This window comes from Shewanella marinintestina (assembly GCF_023283845.1).
Classification (GTDB): domain Bacteria; phylum Pseudomonadota; class Gammaproteobacteria; order Enterobacterales; family Shewanellaceae; genus Shewanella; species Shewanella marinintestina.
The window spans coordinates 153,602-174,178 of record NZ_JAKILC010000001.1 but is presented as its reverse complement, the minus strand read 5'-3'; the positions used below and the strand labels follow the sequence as shown (position 1 = coordinate 174,178).

At 43.3% G+C, this 20,577-nt stretch carries 18 protein-coding genes; 7 read left to right on the top strand and 11 right to left on the bottom strand.

All coding sequences use genetic code 11. From position 1 onward, the window contains the following. Positions 1–123 precede the first annotated feature (123 nt). From L2747_RS00770 to hyaA, 11 genes are all read right to left on the bottom strand, one after another. The gene (locus tag L2747_RS00770; RefSeq protein WP_248997221.1) at positions 124–471 is read right to left on the bottom strand and encodes a hydrogenase maturation nickel metallochaperone HypA/HybF; all 348 of its coding nucleotides are present in this window, start codon (positions 469–471) and stop codon (positions 124–126) included. Continuing rightward, positions 471–1,487: a hydrogenase expression/formation protein HypE gene (hypE, locus tag L2747_RS00765; protein ID WP_248997220.1), complete on the bottom strand. Its 1,017-nt coding sequence runs from the start codon at positions 1,485–1,487 to the stop codon at positions 471–473. Before hypE ends, L2747_RS00770 begins: the two co-directional genes overlap by 1 nt. Further along, a complete protein-coding gene (gene hypD / locus L2747_RS00760) occupies positions 1,484–2,602 on the bottom strand; it encodes a hydrogenase formation protein HypD (protein WP_248997219.1) in 1,119 nt (372 codons plus the stop codon). Before hypD ends, hypE begins: the two co-directional genes overlap by 4 nt. After that, positions 2,602–2,850 carry a HypC/HybG/HupF family hydrogenase formation chaperone gene (locus L2747_RS00755; RefSeq protein ID WP_220783239.1) on the bottom strand — a complete coding sequence of 83 codons (249 nt, stop codon included), beginning with the start codon at positions 2,848–2,850 and terminating at the stop codon, positions 2,602–2,604. The genes hypD and L2747_RS00755 overlap by 1 nt, the downstream gene beginning before the upstream one ends. Continuing rightward, entirely contained in the window at positions 2,850–3,671 is an 822-nt protein-coding gene (hypB, locus tag L2747_RS00750) for a hydrogenase nickel incorporation protein HypB (protein WP_248997218.1), read from the bottom strand. The genes L2747_RS00755 and hypB overlap by 1 nt, the downstream gene beginning before the upstream one ends. A gap of 118 nt (positions 3,672–3,789) precedes the next feature. Beyond that, positions 3,790–6,276 (bottom strand): carbamoyltransferase HypF, encoded by a 2,487-nt coding sequence (hypF, locus tag L2747_RS00745; protein ID WP_248997217.1) that lies wholly within the window; start codon positions 6,274–6,276, stop codon positions 3,790–3,792. Beyond that, entirely contained in the window at positions 6,277–8,058 is a 1,782-nt protein-coding gene (locus tag L2747_RS00740; protein ID WP_248997216.1) for a Kae1-like domain-containing protein, read from the bottom strand. After that, the gene (locus tag L2747_RS00735; RefSeq protein ID WP_220783234.1) at positions 8,045–8,602 is read right to left on the bottom strand and encodes a HyaD/HybD family hydrogenase maturation endopeptidase; all 558 of its coding nucleotides are present in this window, start codon (positions 8,600–8,602) and stop codon (positions 8,045–8,047) included. The genes L2747_RS00740 and L2747_RS00735 overlap by 14 nt, the downstream gene beginning before the upstream one ends. A gap of 9 nt (positions 8,603–8,611) precedes the next feature. After that, positions 8,612–9,280 (bottom strand): Ni/Fe-hydrogenase, b-type cytochrome subunit, encoded by a 669-nt coding sequence (gene cybH / locus L2747_RS00730; protein ID WP_248997215.1) that lies wholly within the window; start codon positions 9,278–9,280, stop codon positions 8,612–8,614. Positions 9,281–9,294: 14 nt separating this feature from the next. Next, positions 9,295–10,998 (bottom strand): nickel-dependent hydrogenase large subunit, encoded by a 1,704-nt coding sequence (gene hyaB / locus L2747_RS00725; protein WP_248997214.1) that lies wholly within the window; start codon positions 10,996–10,998, stop codon positions 9,295–9,297. Between the two features lie 2 nt (positions 10,999–11,000). Next, the gene (gene hyaA, locus L2747_RS00720; protein WP_248997213.1) at positions 11,001–12,137 is read right to left on the bottom strand and encodes a nickel-dependent hydrogenase small subunit; all 1,137 of its coding nucleotides are present in this window, start codon (positions 12,135–12,137) and stop codon (positions 11,001–11,003) included. Positions 12,138–12,793: 656 nt separating this feature from the next. Here hyaA and L2747_RS00715 point away from each other — a divergent pair. From L2747_RS00715 to L2747_RS00685, 7 genes are all read left to right on the top strand, one after another. After that, positions 12,794–13,186, top strand: coding sequence for a hypothetical protein (locus L2747_RS00715; RefSeq protein ID WP_220781622.1), 393 nt, complete (start codon positions 12,794–12,796; stop codon positions 13,184–13,186). A 233-nt stretch (positions 13,187–13,419) separates the two neighbouring features. After that, positions 13,420–14,322, top strand: coding sequence for a ubiquinol oxidase subunit II (gene cyoA / locus L2747_RS00710; protein ID WP_248997212.1), 903 nt, complete (start codon positions 13,420–13,422; stop codon positions 14,320–14,322). A 2-nt stretch (positions 14,323–14,324) separates the two neighbouring features. After that, entirely contained in the window at positions 14,325–16,310 is a 1,986-nt protein-coding gene (cyoB, locus tag L2747_RS00705) for a cytochrome o ubiquinol oxidase subunit I (protein ID WP_248997211.1), read from the top strand. Positions 16,311–16,312: 2 nt separating this feature from the next. Next, positions 16,313–16,936, top strand: a complete 624-nt coding sequence (gene cyoC / locus L2747_RS00700; RefSeq protein ID WP_428848503.1) for a cytochrome o ubiquinol oxidase subunit III — start codon at positions 16,313–16,315, stop codon at positions 16,934–16,936. Continuing rightward, on the top strand, positions 16,933–17,268 hold the full coding sequence (gene cyoD / locus L2747_RS00695; RefSeq protein WP_220781625.1) for a cytochrome o ubiquinol oxidase subunit IV: 336 nt from the start codon (positions 16,933–16,935) through the stop codon (positions 17,266–17,268). The genes cyoC and cyoD overlap by 4 nt, the downstream gene beginning before the upstream one ends. A gap of 13 nt (positions 17,269–17,281) precedes the next feature. Next, complete coding sequence (gene cyoE, locus L2747_RS00690) at positions 17,282–18,208, top strand: heme o synthase (RefSeq protein ID WP_248997210.1); 927 nt, start codon at positions 17,282–17,284, stop codon at positions 18,206–18,208. Positions 18,209–18,383: 175 nt separating this feature from the next. Then, positions 18,384–20,561, top strand: coding sequence for a M3 family metallopeptidase (locus L2747_RS00685; RefSeq protein ID WP_248997209.1), 2,178 nt, complete (start codon positions 18,384–18,386; stop codon positions 20,559–20,561). The last annotated feature ends 16 nt before the right edge of the window (positions 20,562–20,577 follow it).

Genomic DNA, 20,577 nt, shown 5'->3' with positions numbered 1-20,577 from the left:
GCTAATACAGTGGTAAGGGGGGATGGCTTTCATATTCGTACATGGAACTAACAGCTTTAACTGTCGCAGTAATCGCACCTATTAAAGATAAATAGTAAGCCGGCTCGTAAAGGCCGGCTTTAATTACTCTTGTTCAAGTTCAAGCTGCATTAACATCATATCTTCACCGTCTAATACATTGGTATTGCTACTATGGCAGTGAGAGCAGATGACACAGCGTTCGTTATGTAGCGTTTGCTTGTTGCAATCGTTACAGGCTACAAGCAACGGTTGAATTTGCATTATAAGCTCTGAATTGCGGCAAATTCCTTCAAGTTTAAATGTGTCAAAAGCCGTGCTTAATAAGCCTGGTTCAACGCCACTTAATATACCCAATTTAATCTCTACACGAGTAATTGCAGTGGCATTATTCTTGGCTGCAAGCTGCTCACATTGTTCAATTAAAGCGGTCACTATAGAATATTCGTGCACTAACAAATCCTCGGTAATAATTCGCCTTGAGGTACATCCAAATAGCGCTGGCTTCCCCATGGGGTTTGTAAAACGACTTTACCTTGGCGGGTATCTGTCACTTGGCCAATCACCGCTGCTTGCTCGCAGTGACAAAAGCGCTGCATGATTTCAAGTGTCGCTTCAACACTGGCATCGGGGACGGCGAGGATAAAGGTACCTTCATTAGCAAGATCAAATGGCTCGAAGCCATACAATTCACATAGACCTTTTACTGCATCACATACAGGTACAGCGTCTTCAATGACTTCAATACCGACTTCTGATGCACTTGCCCACTCATTGAGCACGGCAGATAATCCGCCCCGCGTTGCGTCACGCATGGCATGAATATCGATATTAGCTGCAATCAGTTGCTCGACAATTGGCCATAGGGTTGCGCAATCACTGGTCAATTTTGACTCAAGCGCTAAGCCTTCACGCGCCATCAAAATTGCAGCGCCATGGCGGCCTACATCGCGGCTGACGATAATTTTATCGCCTACTTGCAGGTTTTTAACTGAGATCCCAGAGTGTAAAATACGTCCTACACCAGAGGTATTGATAAATACGCCATCGGCGCAGCCTTTGGGTACCACTTTAGTGTCTCCGCAGACAATACGAGCAGATGAGTTTTTGAGCTCGTTTGCCATGCTGCTAACGATAGTTTTTAAACTGTCGATGGCAAAACCTTCTTCGATAATAAAGCTACAACTTAAGTATTGTGGCTCAGCGCCCATCATGGCGAGATCGTTAACAGTGCCCGCAATTGAAAGCTTACCGATATCGCCACCAGCAAAAAACAGTGGTGCAACGGTAAAAGAGTCGGTAGTAAAGGCTAGGTTGCCGTCAAAGTGCAATACTGCAGCGTCTTCTTCGCTGCGTAAAATTGGATTATCAAAGGCGCTAAAAAATATCTCTTTGATAAGGCGGTTCATCTCTTTACCGCCTCCGCCATGACTTAATTGCACTTGTTTAGCGTTGTTCTTTTGCATCATGCGACTCCGTTGTAGCGGTAATAAGCGTTACAGGCACCTTCTGAACTCACCATACAGCTACCTAACGGTGTTTCTGGGGAGCAGCCTCGGCCAAATACTTTACAATCTTTAGGTTTACATAAGCCCCGTAAAATATCGCCGCATTGGCAGGCTTTATGATCGTCTATCTCTTGATGAGGCAGGTCTTGCTGAAATAGTATCTCGGCATCTCTATGGCTAAACTCTGGCTTGAGCATTAATGCTGACTCAGGGATGGGACCAAGTCCGCGCCAGCGAAAGGAAGGCCTAACGCTTAAGTAGCGGTCAATCAACGCTTGTGCGCCTAAGTTGCCTTGTTCAGTGACTGAACGGCTATATTGGTTTTCAAGTTTGGCGCTATTAGCCACTTTCTGCTTAACAATCATTAAAATAGACTGCATGACATCAACAGGCTCAAATCCAGAGATCACCACCGGGGTATGATAACGCTCGACCGCACTTCGATACACTTTTGCACCACTAATTACACTGACATGGGCGGGACCGATGAAGGCGTTTACCTTGACCTTTTCATCAGCCATCACAGCATCAATCGCGGGTGGGACTAACACATGGTTAATATGAAAGAACAGGTTATCGATAGCTTGTTGCTCAGCTTGATCGATTAATACCGCCGTCATTGGCGTAGATGTTTCAAAGCCAATAGCAAAGAAAATAACTTGTTTATCAGGGTTTTCTTTGGCAATAGTGAGGGTATCGAGCGGATCATAGATTGGCCGGATATCGCAGCCCTGCGCTCTAAACTGCGACAAACTGCCATTTGATCCGGGTACGCGGATCATGTCACCGAGGGTGACTAAAATAGTTTTTTGTCGGTTAGCTAATGCTGCCGCGTGGTCGATTCGCTCTTTAGGCATAATGCAAACTGGGCAACCCGGTCCATGGATAAACTCGATATTGTCTGGTAAGAGCTGCGATAAGCCATATTTCATGATGGTGTGTGTATGCCCGCCACACACCTCCATAATATTGATTTTATCTGGTAGCTGCTTTGCTAACACGGCTATTTCGGTTGCCAGTGATTTGATTACCTCTGGATCGCGAAAGCCTTGATAGAGATCTTTAAGGTTTATCATTAGGACTCCCGCTCTTCAGCTTCGAGTTTCTGCACAATCTCTTGATACAAGGCTAGGCTTGCCATTGCATCTTCGGTATCGATTTTGTTCATCACAAATCCAATATGGATTAACACGAAATCACCAATACTTAGCGGCTCAGTCATCAAATGGCTACTGACTTTGCGCTTTACGCCCATAGTATCGACGGTTACAGCTTGCTCACTTAAGTGTATTTCGACGACCTGAGAAGGGATTGATAAACACATTAAACAAGTGCTCCCATTGTATCGGTTTGTTCATTTTTGATATTTGCGGTTTTAAGATTGTTGATGTGGTGCAGGCTTTGCGCACTAAGCCAGTTGGTAACTTGTAATAGTGTCTGAGGCTGTTTAACTGAAACTGTCATTAATTCTACATTGGGATTGAGCTTGTGAAGCTGGGCTTTGGCTTCTTCAATACTAAAATCAAAATGTTCAATCAAATCGGCTTTAGTGACCAATACTAAGTCGGCGCGGCGGAACATCACCGGATATTTCTCAATTTTGTCATCACCTTCAGGGACTGATAGCAAAACAATATTTTTGTGGGTACCTACATCGTAACTGGCAGGGCAAACTAAGTTTCCAACGTTTTCTACAAAACAAATGTCTATTGATTCAAGGTCGATATGATGTAGCGCACTGTGCACCATAAAGGCATCTAAGTGGCAGGCGGCTCCTGTTTGGATTTGGTAAGCCGCGATGCCTTTGGCTGTTAATCTATCGGCATCTCTAGAGGTTTCTAGGTCACCTTCAATGACCGCATATTTTTGTTGTGTATGTTGATATAAGTGCTCAAGGAGGGTGGTTTTACCGCTGCCAGGACTGCTCATTAAGTTAAAAGCAGTGATCCCTTTTGCGTTAAAATGGTCGCGGTTGTGTTGGGCTTCTATATCATTTTTATCAAGAATTTTATGTATAACGGAGAGAGTTGTTTTGTCGTTTAATTGAGGGTTACTGGCAATGTTGTCATCGGTTTTTGAATGAGAATGCCCCGATGTTAAAAGGTGATCATGGCGTGTGATCGAACAGCCGCAGTCTTGGCACATAAATAACTCCGATTATGAAATATGAATTTATTGTCGATCACACTTATGTGGTCGACATTGATGTAAATCAGCTTTAAATCGCTTAACTGGTGATATTGCTCACGTTAACGATTTCATCTTAGGTAAAAGCGCTTTGAGTCGGCGTCGGTGGATTGTGGATCCCGAACCAGAGTTGGCCTAAAGCGATACCGCCGTCATTGATTGGCACGTTGTGGCTATTAAGCACTTCATAGCCCAGTTGTTTTAGCTTGTTTTCACAAAGCGATAATAAGTAGCGATTCTGAAACACGCCGCCGCTTAGCACTATTGGATAGGGAGTTTGATTTTGCAGCTCTTGCTCCGTTGGCGGCTGAGGCCAATGAAGCGGATTAAGTTGTCTTGCACAATCGCACACCATATTGGCAATTGCATCCATAAAGGCTTTAGCAAGCAGTGCGATGCGTATCTCGGTCAGTGGCTCGGCAACGACGTGATCTACAAGTTGCGCTATCAAATCTGATGCGTCCCAGACGCTATCTTTTTGCTGCCAATGTAGCGTCATCGATAGTTTGTCGCCGGCATAGTTAATGTCATTCGCTGTGCTATTTTTGCTGTGATAAAAATTGATGTCATTTTTATCAACGACACGGTTAGCTGCAGTTTCTATCAATATGCCTGCTTGGCCTTCATATTGAAGATCCGTTACTAAGCCAAGTAGTACAGCCACCGCATCAAACAACCTACCGACAGAGGAACACTTAATACTGGAGTTTTTAGACCATATCGCAGTGAGGTTATTGAGCACATTTGGATTGATGTTTGTTAATGGGGTCAGTTGTAATCGTGATAATTCTTGCTTTGAGTATTTTTCAAGTAAAAGGCTAAGTAACACTCGGTAAGGTTGTTTGATTGCTTGCTCGCCGCCAATTAATTGAAACGGTTTAATGTGCACCAAACGCTGGTAATCGTGCACATCACATAAGATGACTTCACCACCCCATAAGGTGTTGTCATCGCCAAGTCCGGTGCCATCGAAACTAAAACCTAGCACAGGTGTGGTCATTTGGTTTGCAGCCATCACGCTAAGAATATGGGCGTAATGGTGTTGAACTGAGGTTAAACGAATAGTCCTAGCTGTTTGCGATTCCGCCTGTTCTGCAGCCCATTGACTGGTTATATAGTCAGGGTGCAGATCATGGACAATATGCTGGCTGGAAAATCGATATAGCCGGGTGAAGGTTGCTAGAGTTTTATGAAAATAATCTTCAGCTTCAACAGAAACAATATCGCCGATATAAGGACTCAGAAAAAGATTGTTCTCTACACCAAAGCAGAGACTATTTTTTTGTTGTGCACCAATGGCGAGAGTTTGCTGTTTAATGGGGTTAGGTGTGTGGATAGACAAAGGCGCGTAACCCCGCGCCAGACGTAAAACTTGTACCTTGTCGTTGATAACCTGTACCACGCTGTCGTCACAGCTATTTAAAATGATGCGGTCATGGTCGAGTATGTAGTCAACAACATGTCCTAGCTTTGAACTTATCTCCTCACTATTGATGATGATCGGCTCGCCACTTAAATTGGCGCTGGTCATAACAAGTGGGCGCGCTAGCGCATCTAACAGTAATTGGTGTAATGGCGTATAAGGTAAAAACACCCCAAGCCTATCGATATCAGGAGCAACGAGCGGACTCAGTGAGCCGATGGAACAAGTTTGACTAGCGTTAGATAACGGCTGTGACGCTGACAATTTTTGCATTAATACGATTGGTCGTTCTGCACTTGCCAGCGTTTGCCATTCGGTTTTATTACCACTAACCAGTTCTGCTGCTATGTCGCTGGTTGCCACCATGACTGCAAAAGGCTTTGCAGGCCTCGCTTTTCGTTGTCTTAGTATTGCTATGGTATCTGTATTGGTTGCATCGCAAACAAGGTGGTAACCACCTAAACCTTTTATCGCGAGAATTTTACCGGCTTTGAGTTGTTTTACAGCTTGAGTTAACGCGTCATTGTTATTTTTAATAACGGCTAATGTCGGTGTTTTAAAACTAAGTTGTGGCCCACAATTAGGGCAACTAACGGGTTGGGCATGGTAGCGCCTATCTGTGGGATCACTGTACGCGGCGCTACAATCATCACACATAGTAAAACTCGCCATAGTGGTGTTTTTTCTATCGTAGGGTAGAGCGTTAATCAAGGTATAGCGCGGTCCACAATTTGTACAATTGGTGAACGGGTATCGATAGTGGCGATTATGCGGATCATTAATTTCCTTGAAGCAATCTTCACAGGTTGATTTATCACTCGATACGGCAACATGGGCTTTGGCATTGGTTTCGCTGTGGATGATGTTAAATTGGTGACAGTTGTGCTCCGTCTCGATTGTTTGAATATGTAGATTGTCGATACGCGCAAGCGGCGGTGTATGCTCAAGGTTGTTAATGAAGGCGTTTAAGCTGGCTTGATTGCCTTGCACCTCTATCGTTACGCCTTCACTATTATTTAAGACGTTGCCATAGAGCTGATGTTCAGTTGCGAGGCGATACACAAACGGCCTAAAACCGACACCTTGAACGATGCCGGTAATCTTTATGCGTTGCCGCATGACTAAGTTATTTAGCGTCATTCACGAGTGCCTACGGCGTTTTAAATATAACGCACCGACAGCAAGGTTTACGCCTTCGAGATCTTGCTCAGGATTACACTCCAATAAAAAGTTTTTCCCGAGTCGTAGTGATAATCGTTGTCCTAGCAACTCATTTGCAAAGCCGCTTCCCGATAACAACACCGTTTTAATGCTAATGTTTTGATCTAGATGTTCAATCCAGTTACAGATAAAGTCAGCAAGGGAGTCATGCATCCCAAAAGCCAGCTTTTCGATATTGTCGCCTTCAGCAAGACGGAAGCTAATAATACTGCCCAATGTTTTGCACCAATTTAAACTACGGAACGCTTCTCCTCGGGTTAGTGGGAAGTCAATTCTAGGCGCGTTAGCACCTTTGTGGCACATACCCTTTGCAATCACATAATCACTTAATTGCTGCTTAGATAGGGTGTTTATATCTTGCTTTGCAGTCACAGCTCCCAAGAATATCGCGGCAATCGCCCAAAGGCTTTGTACGTTGTTTGTCGGTGGCGTTAATTTTAACGATAAGAGATTGATGTAATCTTCGGGAAACTGTTGCTTAAATTTCTCAATTAGGGCCTTTTGTGGCGAGAGTTCAAGCTGGTGGACAATCTCATAACCGTTATTAGGTAAAACAGGGAACTCGAAAAAGAGGTCGGTGTTTTGTTTGTCATCCAAGGTAACAATCTGATTATTAAATTTGTCACTAAAATAGATAACGGCTTTATGTTTTGGCTTTTTCTGCTTAATACAACTCGCGTGTAACGCGCACGCAGCAGCATCTTTGCTTTGTTGTATAGAGCTTGGCAGTTGCTTGTCGTGCTCAACTTTGACTTCGATAACATCATTCTTGCAGTTGGCTAGAAAATTTACCTTTCCGATATAGTCATAAGAATATTGCTGCGCATTGTCATGCAAAGGTTCTCTGTGTGCAGGGTAACGATGAACACTGTTTGTCACCGCAGCGTTTTGCCTTATCCACTGACCATTTATTTGGACCATTTGCGGGTTATCGCTATTTTCAACATAAACAAAATCGATACCTTTTTGCCGAAGGATCTCGCAGATCACCAGCAGTAACCGAGATTTTGCAAAACAAATATCGTATAAGGCTTGCTCTAGGCGAGGGTGCTTAGCGATAGGGCGTGCTGTAATAAGCGGTTTTTCGATACTTGATAAGGCTAACACTTGTTGGTTGGTTACTGAAAAATGCGCATTCAGATTATTCGGGTTACAAATCATTAAACAAGAGCGTTGTTCGGTGTTGTCTTTTGCTATCGGCTTAAAGCTAATATGTTGTTTTATGCCGTTGTGCTCTACGGTTAATTCGCCATGTTCTTCTAATTGGCGAACAAGGTTTTTAATCTCTTGGAGCTTTATTTCATTAAGCGATGCAGGCAAGCGAAGGTGAGCGTTGCAACATTGGCAAGGGTAATTAACGTCACCAAAATTAGCTGACTGATTGTCGGCAAACTTTGGCTGGCAATGTTGGCAATATTCTAAATCTAATGCACTTGGTGGTAATAAGGTTTTAGTGCCAGTCAGATTTTCTACCGCACGTATTTGAGGCTGTTCAAGCGAAGTTGACAATAAAAAGTCACTGGCAATGGTATCTGCAAGGTTTTCTAGTTCTGTTTGTTTACCTTGAGCTTCTATAAAGTAAAGGTTGCCTTGTTGACCAATGCAAAGATCAAATTGTTCGCTGTGTAGGTATTGGTTGCAAAGGTGCCCATAAAAGGGCACTTCTCGATTACAGTTAAATTCAAATCTAATATTCTTCATCTGCAGTAAGGCCACGTTTGTATGAATCGGGAATAAGGCTGTTGATATCGATATGTGCAATACGTTGGTGAGTAAAACCTAAAGAGTCTAAATGGCGTAATAAAGTGGTTTCCATTAATGGCACGGCGCTAAGGATCTGTTCGGTTAAACCTAATGTCATGGGTTCAAGAACGGTAGGTGTAATACCTAGCACAAAAGTTTTAGGCCGGTCGCCAACCATGTCCATCATGATCAAGGTTTGCAGCATCTCAACTTCGTGAGCGCTGCCTTGCCAGTCAATTTCAGCGGGAGCCTTATCAAAATCAAAGAAGTACACTTCACCTGGTGCTACGCCATTAGCGTTAACCGTGTCGACCACTATTAGGTAGTCATATTGGCAAAGAGTGGGAATTAAACCTTGGGCAAGTGTTCCACCATCCAAAATATCGAGTTGTTCGATAGGATGATGGAAGCTGTAGTTTTCTTGGATGTAATTGACGAAGTGTACGCCGATGCCCTCATCGGCGTACAGGACATTGCCAATACCAAGTAGCAATACCTTCATGTTTTCCTTTTATTTTTTCTTATGGTAATCGTAACCTGAGACAATAGAGTCAACAGAATTATGCTTAAAGCGAATGCCGGACCAAACAGCCATATAAACGTGGATCACCACGAATATAATAAATACCCAAGTGAGGTAATGATGCCAGATCCGCACTGGTGCTAATCCACCCATCAAAGCCGTTAACCAATTAGCCATTGGCGCTAATAAGCCACCTAGACCTTCGTGATATACATTGGCATACAAGACTAACCCTGTAATGCAGATTAATAATGCAACGACAGATATTGCTAGGTAAGTCACGAACTGTAGTGGGCCATATACTCCAGCTTTGTCTAAATGTCCCATCCATAGATATGATTTAAGCTGTGTGATCCAGCTCTTTACACTCATCACATCTTTAAAGGAGCGGCGTTCGATGTCGCTTTTACCAAAAAAGAATAGATAAGCACGTACTATGGTGATAGCTACCAGTAAAAAACCAAAAACTTGATGCGCAGCGCGGATATAGCCTTGTACTAATACATCAGAGTTATCAGGAGCCACTAAAAATGGCCAGGATATATAAAACCCTGTGATGATGAGTACTAAAATGGCTAATGCTCTTAGCCAATGGAATATCCTTATTGCTGCATCAAAGATCAGTTCTCTATGGTAGGGCGCAGATTGAGTTGTCATGCTATCCCCCTTGGTTAAAATCCGTTGGGATCAATTTTAAATTCACCTAAGTTTTGGCCTTTGTAATCCATGACGTGTACTGCACATGCCATGCAAGGGTCAAAAGAGTGAATGATGCGGATAACTTCTAAAGGCTTAGTTGGATCTTCAAGTTTCAAACCAATCAGCGATGCTTCATAAGGACCCATTTTGCCTTGTGCGTCGACAGGTCCAGCATTCCAAGTGGTGGGTACGACTGCTTGATAGTTTTCAACTTTACCGCCTTTGATACGGATCCAATGACTAAGCATGCCGCGCGGCGCCTCAATCATGGCGTGGCCAACATACTCTTTGCTTGAGTCAATCTCAGGTTTAACGTAGGTTGCTTCATCAGACTGCATGTTGGTTAGCATGGCGTCGAAAGTCTTTAACCCTTCTTCAGCCACAATGACGGTCTGTAGCATACGCGCAGCTGTACGGCCTAAGGTGGTAAACAGTGCTTCAACTGGTAAGCCAGTTGCTTCAAGTAAGCCATTGACTGCTTCAACGACGACTTGATTGCCACGGGCATAGCTAACTAATAGACAAGCTAAAGGCCCAACTTCAACAGGTTCCCCATTGTATCTCGGTGATTTAACCCAAGTGTACTTGCCGTCGCCATCAACGGTAGGCAGCTTGCCGTATACGGTGTCGCGCTCAACAAAACCTGTGTAATCAGGGACGGTTGTTCCATCATATGGATGCTGTGGTGCATCCGCTTTATACCAAGCGTGGGTAGCATCTTCCTTAATCATGTCTGGGTTAAGATCGCTGACATTGGCAAGATCGCCATTCATGATCACACCTTGGTTAAACAGGTATTGGTTATCTCCAAGTAAAAAGTCGTCACAAGCTAAGAAGTTTTTGATATTGACGCCACCCAGTACACTCGGCTCGCTACCAAATGCCGCTGCAGCCATAACAATATCCGCTTTATAAGCGCGAATTATGAAGTCATGCACCATTTCATGTTTTTGTTTCCACTCTTGTAAGCGAGCGGGGCTTAACATGTCTCGGACAGACGTCACACCACCCACTACGATTGATTGTGGGTGCGGTGATTTACCGCCAAAGATAGCAAGCATCTCTGCAGCGACGCGTTGAACTTCAAGTGCTTTTAGATAATGAGATAGCGCAATGAGGTTTTGTTCTGGTGTGAATTTATAAGTGCCGTTGCCCCAATAAGCATTAGCAAAAGGACCAAGCTTGCCGGTTTCAACTAAGCCTTTAACCCTTTGTTGTACCGCTCTGAGATCGCCTTCACCTGCAGCAATAGGGTTTTCGGTGTACTTCATTGCTTCTTGGGCGGCTAATGCTGGGTCTGCACTTAACGCTGAAACTACATCTACCCAGTCAAGGCCATGTAAGTGATAGAAATGCACGATATGGTCGTGCATATACAAGGATGTTTGCATCAAGCTACGTAAATATTTTGCGTTAAGTGGAATTTTTACCCCTAATGCATGCTCAACGGCTTCAGTACCGCAGCGGTAGTGAGAATAGGTACAGACACCACAAATACGCTGCACGATTAACCCGACATCCATAGGCGTACGGCCTTTGAGAATCACTTCAATACCGCGCCATAACGTTGAAGAAGACCAAGCTTTTTGAATGACATTATTTTCGTCAACTTCGACTTCTACACGAAGGTGACCTTCAATACGAGTGATAGGATCGATTACTACACGTTTGCTCATGATTATTCCTCTTCAGGCTTGGCAAAAATACTGGCGACAGCATGCGCGCCAATTCCCACTGCGGTGGCACCCAAAATAACTGCGCCTATGGTGTCACTGGTGGCATCTAAACCATGCAGTAATTGTCTGCCTAAAGGTTTTTCAAAGTCAGCCATATCATCCCAGAAACTTGGCTCTGAGCAGCCAATACAGCCATGGCCTGCAAGCACGGGCCAGCTGGTGTGGTGATTGAATCGCTCTGTAGGGCAGTTGTTATAGGTGTACGGGCCCTTACAGCCGACTTTATATAAGCAATAACCATCTTTAGCGCCTTGATCGCCAAACTCTTCTACAAATTCGCCGGCATCAAAGCGGCCCCGGCGCTCGCAGTTATCATGTACGCGCGCCCCATAAGCCCACTTAGGACGATTAAACATATCAAGGGCAGGGAGCTTGCCGAACATAATGAAGTACATCAGTGTGCCGACAATATTCTTTTCACTCGGTGGACAACCGCCTAAATTAATCACGGTTTTATCGACAACTTCGTAAACACCTTTGGCACCAGTCGGATTCGGTGCTGCCGCTTGAATACCACCAAAGGCGGCGCAGGTGCCGACAGAGATAATCGCTGCCGCACCTTCTGCGGCTTCTTTAACTATGTGTAATCCTGTATGGCCTTTACAGCCTACCGTTAAGTAGGCACCGTTATTAGCGGTTGGTACAGCACCTTCAACCGCAAGCAGGTAATTGCCCTTATAGGCTTTTAGCGCATGCTCAAGGTTTTCTTCTGCTTGCCAGCCTGCTGCGGCCATTAACGTTTCGTGGTATTCGAGTGAAACATGTTTAAAGATAAGGGTATCGAGATTGGGGGTGTCGGTACGGATCAAAGATTCGGAACAACCAGTACATTCGGCGAGGTGTAACCAAACGAGTGGCACTCTATCAGCAAGCTCTGCAGCTTCGGCGACCAAAGTGCTAAAAGGGAGTGGCAAAGCGAGCATTGCAGTCACAGCAGCGCTCCATTTCATAAAGTCACGGCGGGTTATACCGTTTTGTTGCATTTTTTGCTGTAGCGTTTCACCACCACGTGGTTCTAGCTGGCGAAGTTGTTCTATTCGCGCTAAACCTTGCTGATAAAGGGCTTCATGTGTTTCCATGGTTAAACCTTTTTTTATTTATAAGGAATTTGCTCAACCAAAACAGTCTAGGCCTCATAAATGCGATGGTTCTTGATATGCGTCAAGCTTTACGGACCTTTGTGGGATAGTACACAAAGCAGGTTTAAAGCAGTTGAGCTGGATCATCAAAATAATATCCCCTTAGACAAATTGACCCAAAACTGCTTAATAAGTGATGTACCTCACAATTTTTGATTGATTTTTAGCTGTCGCTGTAATCGTTTTAAGTTCTTAATCTGTTAAATGCCTAGGTAATGGAGCGCTATTATTTGAGCGTTAATTCATTAAAGTGTGAGGTGCTCGACTTGTGCTGGTTGCTCGGCGTGACCTGGGTCTGGTTGGTCGGGTTTTTTGAGAGTTGAGTGGTTTTTATTTTGTTAAATCCGTTAACGAGTTGGATCTTGGGTGTGTTTATTAAGGTTTATTTAATATAAATAAGCATTTTAAGCAGAAAGTGACTTTCATTTTGTGATTGCTTCTTGCTACTCTCCACATTTACGAGGGTACGGTTAATAAGTTTGATTCGTACTTACTCTCTTAAATAATGAAATGTTGACTGTATAGTGTGCAATTTTTACAAGTGCATTAACGAATTGCTCGCATTTATCAACGGCACTCAATAAGCAGGATATTGTTTGAAATTAACTTCTTCACAGCAATGGATTACGACACTGTCACGCTTGACAGAAGAATCTAATGTAAAAAAAGTTAGTTATTCACTGTTTGTAAATGGGCTGATTTTACTTTTATTCTCAGAAAGTCTTGGCGCATTGGTTGATGTTAGTGAATTAATCGCGCTAGGTGACAGCTTTATTTTAGAATGTTTGGGCGTTAGTTTTGCCAGTTTACTGCTGACTAACCCAATCGTTGTCGAACAATTATGGCGCCTCGTTCGCTATATTCATAAACTGCTGAACGATCTCCTGATCCACAAGCAAACGCCAATTACGCACCTTGCCCCAACTTCCTCACAAGTGGCTGTCGCACATGGTTGCCGCGCTCCACCTTACTTTTCTCAGTGTTTGTAAATTCTATTATTTAGAGACACACCTTTAATTTGTTGATAAAAGATTAAGAGTCGCTTTGGCTTTTTGTTTTTTAGCACATAGCTATTATCAAATAAAATCATAAATATACATGGTCATACCTGTGCGTATTAAGCATGGCTATAACTGCGTGATAAAGATAATAGCCAATGCTGTAGTGCAAGTGTTGTCCTGTCTACAGAGAGATAAAGCTTTAAGGTTAGAGGAATCTTCCTTTGTTTATTAAAAGTTTGAGTAAAGCGACTTTGGCAATATTTTCGATATTGCTTAGTGGCTGCGCAGGCGGCGTGTTAGATCCTAAGGGACAAATAGGTATCGATGAGAAAAACCTCATTGTTATTGCCACGCTGCTAATGTTGATTGTTGTCATTCCGGTTATTTTCATGACGTTGTTTTTTGCATGGAAATATCGCGACGGTCGAGATCACGAGATATACACGCCTAAATGGGCTCATTCAACACTGATAGAAACTGTCGTGTGGTTCGTCCCCATAGTTATTGTTGTAATTTTAGGCGTCATTACTTGGGTATCCACCCATGAACTTGATCCCTACAAACCATTAAAACACGAAGCTACGCCCATTGAGGTAGAAGTGGTTTCGCTTAATTGGAAATGGTTATTTATCTACCCTGAACTGGGGATCGCTTCTGTTAATGAATTGGCTTTTCCTGCCAATGTTCCGGTTAATTTTAAAATAACTTCTGATACCGCGATGAACTCATTTTTCATTCCGCAACTAGGTAGTCAAATTTATTCAATGGCGGGTATGGCAACTCAGCTGCATTTAATCGCCAACGAAGCTGGGACATTCAATGGTATTTCTGCCAATTACAGTGGTGCTGGTTTCGCAGGAATGAAATTTAAAGCGATAGCCACAGCGACTCCTGAAGAGTTCGATGCTTGGGTTGCTAAGGTGAAAAGTCATGATCTAAAACTGGACGAGCAAAGTTACCTGCTGTTGGCTAAACCGAGTGAAAACAATCCCGTTCAATATTATGGCCACGCGAGTAAAGGCATGTTCAACCATATCGTTATGCAATATATGTACATGGAACCCAGCATGGATATGTCACAACATTCAGGGCATATGCCCGCTAAACATGGGGAGTCAAAGTAACCATGTCTATTTTTGGAAAGCTCACTTTAGAGTCTATACCGTATCACGAACCTATTATTATGGTGACATTAGCAGCCGTAGCCGTTATTGGGATTGTGATTGCAGGTCTTATTACTAAATATAAAAAGTGGAACGTGCTATGGAATGATTGGTTCACTTCTGTTGACCATAAACGTTTAGGGATTATGTACATCGTATTGGCTATGGTCATGCTGATCAGAGGATTTTCTGATGCCATTATGATGCGAACCCAGCAGGCGCTTGCTACTAACGGCGCAGCGGGGTACTTACCACCAGAGCACTATGATCAAATCTTCACTGCTCATGGGGTGATTATGATCATTTTTATGGCTATGCCATTTATGATTGGTCTGATGAACCTAGTGGTGCCACTACAAATTGGTGCTCGTGATGTGGCCTTCCCATTTTTAAACAATTTAAGTTTCTGGCTTACCGCCTCTGGTGCGGTTTTGATCAATATCTCACTGGGTTTAGGTGAGTTTGCCAAAACGGGCTGGGTAGCTTATCCACCTTTGTCTGAATTGGCATTTAGTCCAGGAGTCGGAGTTGATTATTATATCTGGGCGCTGCAGATCTCCGGCATAGGAACGACCCTAACAGGCGTTAACTTTATTGCCACAGTATTGAAAATGCGTGCACCGGGCATGAAGTTGATGCAGATGCCTATTTTCACTTGGACCTGCACTTGGGCCAACATCTTAATTGTGGCCTCATTTCCAATCTTGACGGCGTTGTTGGCAATGCTAACGCTTGATCGTTATATGGATTTTCACTTTTTCACCAATGCCGGTGGCGGTAACGCCATGATGTACATCAACTTATTTTGGGCATGGGGACACCCTGAGGTCTATATTCTTATTTTACCGGCCTTTGGTATTTTCTCTGAAGTAATTTCGACCTTTACCTCAAAACGTTTATTTGGCTATAAGTCAATGGTTTGGGCGAGCGGTGCTATCTCTATTTTAGGCTTTATTGTTTGGTTACATCACTTCTTTACTATGGGGTCTAGCGCTAATGTCAATGCCTTTTTTGGGGTGATGACCATGGTTATTGCTGTACCGACTGGGGTGAAGTTATTTAACTGGTTATTTACCATTTATCGTGGCCGTCTCCGAGTGACAGTACCCGTGTTATGGACCTTAGGTTTTATGACCACCTTTACCATTGGCGGCATGACTGGTGTGCTGCTAGCACTGCCGGGTGCTGATTATGTATTGCACAATAGTCTGTTTTTGATTGCGCATTTTCATAACACTATTGTGGGCGGCGCTGTGTTTGGCTATTTAGCCGGATTTGCTTATTGGTTCCCAAAAGCAATGGGCTTTACCTTAAATGAACGTTTAGGAAAGGCCTCATTCTGGTGTTGGCAAGTTGGTTTTTACGTTGCTTTTATGCCTTTGTATGTCCTTGGTTTCTTAGGTATGACACGTCGAATTAGCCACACCGATAACCCGGATTGGAATTTCTGGATCTACTTTGCCGCAGTGGGCGCGTTTATCATTTTTGCTGGTATTGTTTTGCAGTTTGTTCAGCTCTATGTGAGCTTTCGTGACCGCGAGCAAAACCTTGATACTACTGGTGACCCTTGGAACGGGCATACACTTGAATGGTCAATAGCTTCACCGCCTCAGTTCTATAATTTTGCAGTAACCCCAAGGGTTTCTGATATCGATGCATTTACAGATATGAAAGAAAAAGGCATCGCTTACCAGCGTTACGCACAATACCAACCAATCCATATGCCAAAAAATACCGCTTGTGGTGTGTTAATCGCGCTCGCACTGACCGCCGCAGGTTTTGCTGCTGTGTGGCACATTCTCTGGCTAGCTATTGCTGGTTTGATGGGCGCCTTTATCGTTTTCCTCGTTAGAGCTTATAACAATGGACACGATTATTACGTTCAAGGTGATGAGATCACCGCAATTGAGACTGCGCACTTAGATGCCGTAGCAAAGGGGGCTGTATGAATATGGAGATCGCAACGGAGCGTATGACGCAACAAGTGTTATCTGCTGATCCGGTTGAGCATCATGATAGCGATGATACAAAACTGTTTGGCTTTTGGCTTTACTTGATGACGGATTGCATTTTATTTGCGTCAGTATTTGCAACGTATGCAGTGCTGTACATGAATACAGATGGCGGTGTGTCAGGTAAAGACATATTTGAATTGAACTTTGTGTTAGTTGAAACCCTCTCCCTGTTATTTAGCAGTATTACCTTTGGGTTCGCTTTTATTTGTGCCAAACGCAATAAGCGTATAGCCACCTTAAGTTGGTTGTTAGTGACTTTTGCGTTGGGCTGCGTATTTATTGGTATGGAGGTGTATGAGTTTCACCATTTGATTATGGCTGGCCATGGTCCCCAGCGGAGTGCGTTTTTATCCTCATTTTTTGCGCTGGTTGGCTTGCATGGTTTACATGTTACAGCTGGGCTAATTTGGATGGCCATTATGATGGTCGAAATACTAAAAACGGGTCTAAATAATCGCAGTATTACCCGCTTAAATTGTTTAAGTCTGTTTTGGCACTTTCTGGATATTGTTTGGATCTGCGTCTTTACGCTTGTGTATTTATTAGGGGTTATTTCATGAGCCAATCAAAGTTGAATAATATCGAGCAAGTTGATTCAATTTATATGGAGATTAAGTCCTACTTAATCGGCTTTGTGCTGTCGATCATCTTAACCGCCATTCCTTTTTGGTCGGTGATGAAGGCGCCATTTGATAAGCAGATCACCATTGCGGTTGTGCTTGTAACGGCTATCGTACAAATCGTTGTGCATCTAAAGTATTTTTTGCATTTGGATTTTTCGACAAAGGGTCGCCTCAATACATTCTCATTCCTATTTACAGCCTTGGTTATTGTCATGGTCGTAGGCTTGTCAGTGTGGATTATCTACGCTGCGAATGCATTGATGATGTAGCGAGAAATTGATAATGAAAAATATAAGTCAGTTGATATCAACACCGTTGACTACGCCACCTTCTGTATTAACTCGCTATAAGGCGAATCTATTAGGTTATGTCCAAATCACTAAGCCTGGGATCATTCTTGGAAATTTAATTTCTGTTGCTGGAGGCTTTTTGCTGGCAGCAAAAGGGGATGTCAATGTGGGCTTGATGCTGGCAACTCTAATCGGATTGTCTTTAGTCGTTGCGTCAGGTTGCGCGGTGAATAACTGTATTGACCGAGATATCGACGTAAAAATGCAGCGTACGTGTAATCGGGTGACTGCTACTGGCGAGGCGTCGTTAGGTAGCATATTGGCATTGGCTGGCTTACTTGGTGTAGCAGGATTTTGGGCTTTGGCGTATTTCACCAATGCAACCGCTTTATTGTTTGCTGCCGTAGGTTACCTAGTTTATGTGGGTTTCTATAGCCTGTACATGAAACGTCGTTCGGTCTACGGCACATTAGTCGGCAGTTTCTCTGGGGCTGTGCCTCCAGTAGTTGGCTACTGCGCGGTTACAGGTAAGTTGGATATTGGCGCGGTTATCTTGTTAGTGATGTTTAGTCTTTGGCAGATGCCGCATTCATATGCGATAGCTATTTTCCGATATGACGACTACCTTGCTGCAAAAATCCCCGTTTTACCCATAGCTAAAGGCATGACCAAAGCTAAATTGCATATTGTGCTTTATATAGCAGTTTTTGCTTTGGTCAGTAGCTTACTGCCATTAACTGGGTATACCGGAATAACCTTTATGGCCGTTACTTGTGCTACCAGCTTATGGTGGCTGGCGATGGCGCTAAAAGGTTATCGGCAAGGAATTAACTTACAAACGTGGGCGAGACAAGTTTTTGGTTTTTCAATTCTTACCATAACAGCGCTAAGTATCACCATGGCGCTGGATTTTCAATAAGTGGCGCAAACGCCTTTCACACATTAAACACTGGAATAACCCATAAACGGGTTCTTACTTAAGTTGATTTTTAGGACGGGAATACATGATGTGTCCCGTTACTAATGAGTCAGTTATGAGAGCGTAATCAGAAGAAATATAACGACAGAATAACTCAAAAAAGAAGGAGATCTATATGCGTAAAAATCATATCACCCTGGGGATTGCCCTGGCTACAGGGATGTCATTTGTATTATCTGGCTGCACTGTAGAGTCAACTGATGCGGTTAAGGCTAGAAAGCTAAACCTAACTAATGCGGTCCAAACTGCAGTAATACCAATCCAAAACGTGTTGCTTTATCCAAGTCCGTTACAAGACCACGCTCCCCAATTCGATAAAATTAATAACAGTGATTATTTACCAGCTTTTAAAGTGGGTATGCAACTGCATGATGAACAGATAGATGCGATCATTAATAATCCATCCTTGGCCAATTTTGATAATACCATTGTAGCAATGGAAGCCTCGGGCCAAGAGCTTAATCAAGTCTCGCGGATTTTTTTTGGCTTATTAGGATTAAACTCTGATGATGAGATGCAGAAGATCCAAGCTCAAATCACTCCAGAGCTGACGCGGCATACCGACAATATTTATCTTAATCAAGCTCTCTTCTCTAGAATTGAAACTGTTTATAAAAAGCAATCATTATTAACGCCAGAGCAGCAACGACTAACAGCTATTTACTATAATAAATTTGTTCGAGCAGGCGCTAAGCTTTCCATCGATGAGCAAGCTCGAGTTCGTATTATTAATGCAGCGCTAGCCAATAAAACTGCTGAATATTCACAGAATGTTCTCAAGTCATTTGAAAATGACGCGATTATGGTAAGTGATATTGCACAGCTAGATGGACTCTCTGTTGACGATATAGCGGCGCTTAAGCGAGCGGCGACATCGGCAGGAAAAACGGGGTATATGATAACCCTCGTTAACACCACAAGGCAGCCGATATTATCGCAATTAACTAACCGCGAGTTACGTCAACAAATATGGCATGCATCAGCTAATCGCGCGATAGATGTTAATGGACCTTTAGCTATCGAGATAGCGAAACTTCGCGCGGAGAAAGCGACATTACTCGGTTACCAAACGTGGGCTGCTTATGCGGTTGCCGATCAGATGGCACAAAAACCGGCTGCAGTATTTGAGATCTTAGATTCCTTGGTACCAAAGGCCATCGCTAAAGCGGAGTTAGAATCGCAAGATATACAACAAGAAATCACCAAACAACAAAGAGTCATGCAAGGGACAAGCTTTAAACTGCAGCCTTGGGACTGGGCTTTTTACGCTGAAAAAGTACGCCAACAAAAATTTGATCTCGATGAAAGCCAGTTGAAACCTTACTTTGAATTTAATCGTGTTCTTAATGATGGATTGTTCTATGCGATGCATAAGCTTTATGGCATAGAGTTCAAGCCTCGTCCTGATCTACCTGTTTGGAATGACGATGTTAAGGCATTTGAAGTGTTCGATAAAGACGCAAGCTCCATTGGTCTTTTTTATTTAGATCCCTATGCAAGGCCGGGTAAAAACGGCGGCGCTTGGATGGACGAATTTGTAACTCAATCTGGTTTGTTAGGTAATAAACCTGTTGTTTACAACGCTCTAAATATTCCAAAGCCTTCTGTTGGCAGTCCGACATTGATGACTTTTGATGAAGTAACCACCATGTTTCACGAGTTTGGTCACGCAGTCCATGGGCTGTTTTCTAAGGTTGAATACCCAAGTGTTGCGGGTACTGCTACGGCAAGAGACTTTGTAGAGTTCCCATCTCAGTTTAACGAGGACTGGGATATCAACCCTGTGGTTATCTCACATTACGCAAAACATTATCAAACAGGTGAGCCTATCCCTAAACCGCTGCTAGATAAAGTGCTTAAATCACATAAGTTTAATCAAGGCCATGATACAACAGAGTACCTTGCTGCTGCACTTCTTGACCTTGAGTGGCACTCGATTAGCGTAGACACGCCGATTGAAAACGTTTCAGACTTTGAGCATAAAGTATTGGCTAAGCACGGTATTGATTATGCGACGGTGCCAGCAAGGTATAAAACCAGTTATTTTAGTCACAGTTTTAGCGGCGGCTATTCAGCAGGTTATTACGCTTATTTATGGACAGAAGTACTAGCGGCAGATGCTTTTTCTTATATGGATAGTAATGGAGGGCTTTCTCTTGAAAATGGTAATAAATTCCGAGAAGCGATTCTTTCAAAAGGAAATAGCCAAGATTTAATGCAAGATTATATCAACTACACAGGTAAGCAGCCCAATATTGATAATTTACTTATTCGCCGAGGATTAAACGATTAGTCTATTCATTGATGTT

Coding starts and splice junctions, on each gene's coding strand:
- L2747_RS00740 (WP_248997216.1), bottom strand. CDS start 8,058: ATGAAGAATATTAGATTTGAATTTAACTGTAATCGAGAAGTGCCCTTT.
- hyaB (WP_248997214.1), bottom strand. CDS start 10,998: ATGAGCAAACGTGTAGTAATCGATCCTATCACTCGTATTGAAGGTCAC.
- L2747_RS00735 (WP_220783234.1), bottom strand. CDS start 8,602: ATGAAGGTATTGCTACTTGGTATTGGCAATGTCCTGTACGCCGATGAG.
- cybH (WP_248997215.1), bottom strand. CDS start 9,280: ATGACAACTCAATCTGCGCCCTACCATAGAGAACTGATCTTTGATGCA.
- hypD (WP_248997219.1), bottom strand. CDS start 2,602: ATGATAAACCTTAAAGATCTCTATCAAGGCTTTCGCGATCCAGAGGTA.
- cyoC (WP_428848503.1), top strand. CDS start 16,313: ATGGAGATCGCAACGGAGCGTATGACGCAACAAGTGTTATCTGCTGAT.
- cyoB (WP_248997211.1), top strand. CDS start 14,325: ATGTCTATTTTTGGAAAGCTCACTTTAGAGTCTATACCGTATCACGAA.
- hypF (WP_248997217.1), bottom strand. CDS start 6,276: ATGACGCTAAATAACTTAGTCATGCGGCAACGCATAAAGATTACCGGC.
- cyoD (WP_220781625.1), top strand. CDS start 16,933: ATGAGCCAATCAAAGTTGAATAATATCGAGCAAGTTGATTCAATTTAT.
- cyoE (WP_248997210.1), top strand. CDS start 17,282: ATGAAAAATATAAGTCAGTTGATATCAACACCGTTGACTACGCCACCT.
- L2747_RS00685 (WP_248997209.1), top strand. CDS start 18,384: ATGCGTAAAAATCATATCACCCTGGGGATTGCCCTGGCTACAGGGATG.
- hypE (WP_248997220.1), bottom strand. CDS start 1,487: ATGATGCAAAAGAACAACGCTAAACAAGTGCAATTAAGTCATGGCGGA.
- hypB (WP_248997218.1), bottom strand. CDS start 3,671: ATGTGCCAAGACTGCGGCTGTTCGATCACACGCCATGATCACCTTTTA.
- hyaA (WP_248997213.1), bottom strand. CDS start 12,137: ATGGAAACACATGAAGCCCTTTATCAGCAAGGTTTAGCGCGAATAGAA.
- L2747_RS00755 (WP_220783239.1), bottom strand. CDS start 2,850: ATGTGTTTATCAATCCCTTCTCAGGTCGTCGAAATACACTTAAGTGAG.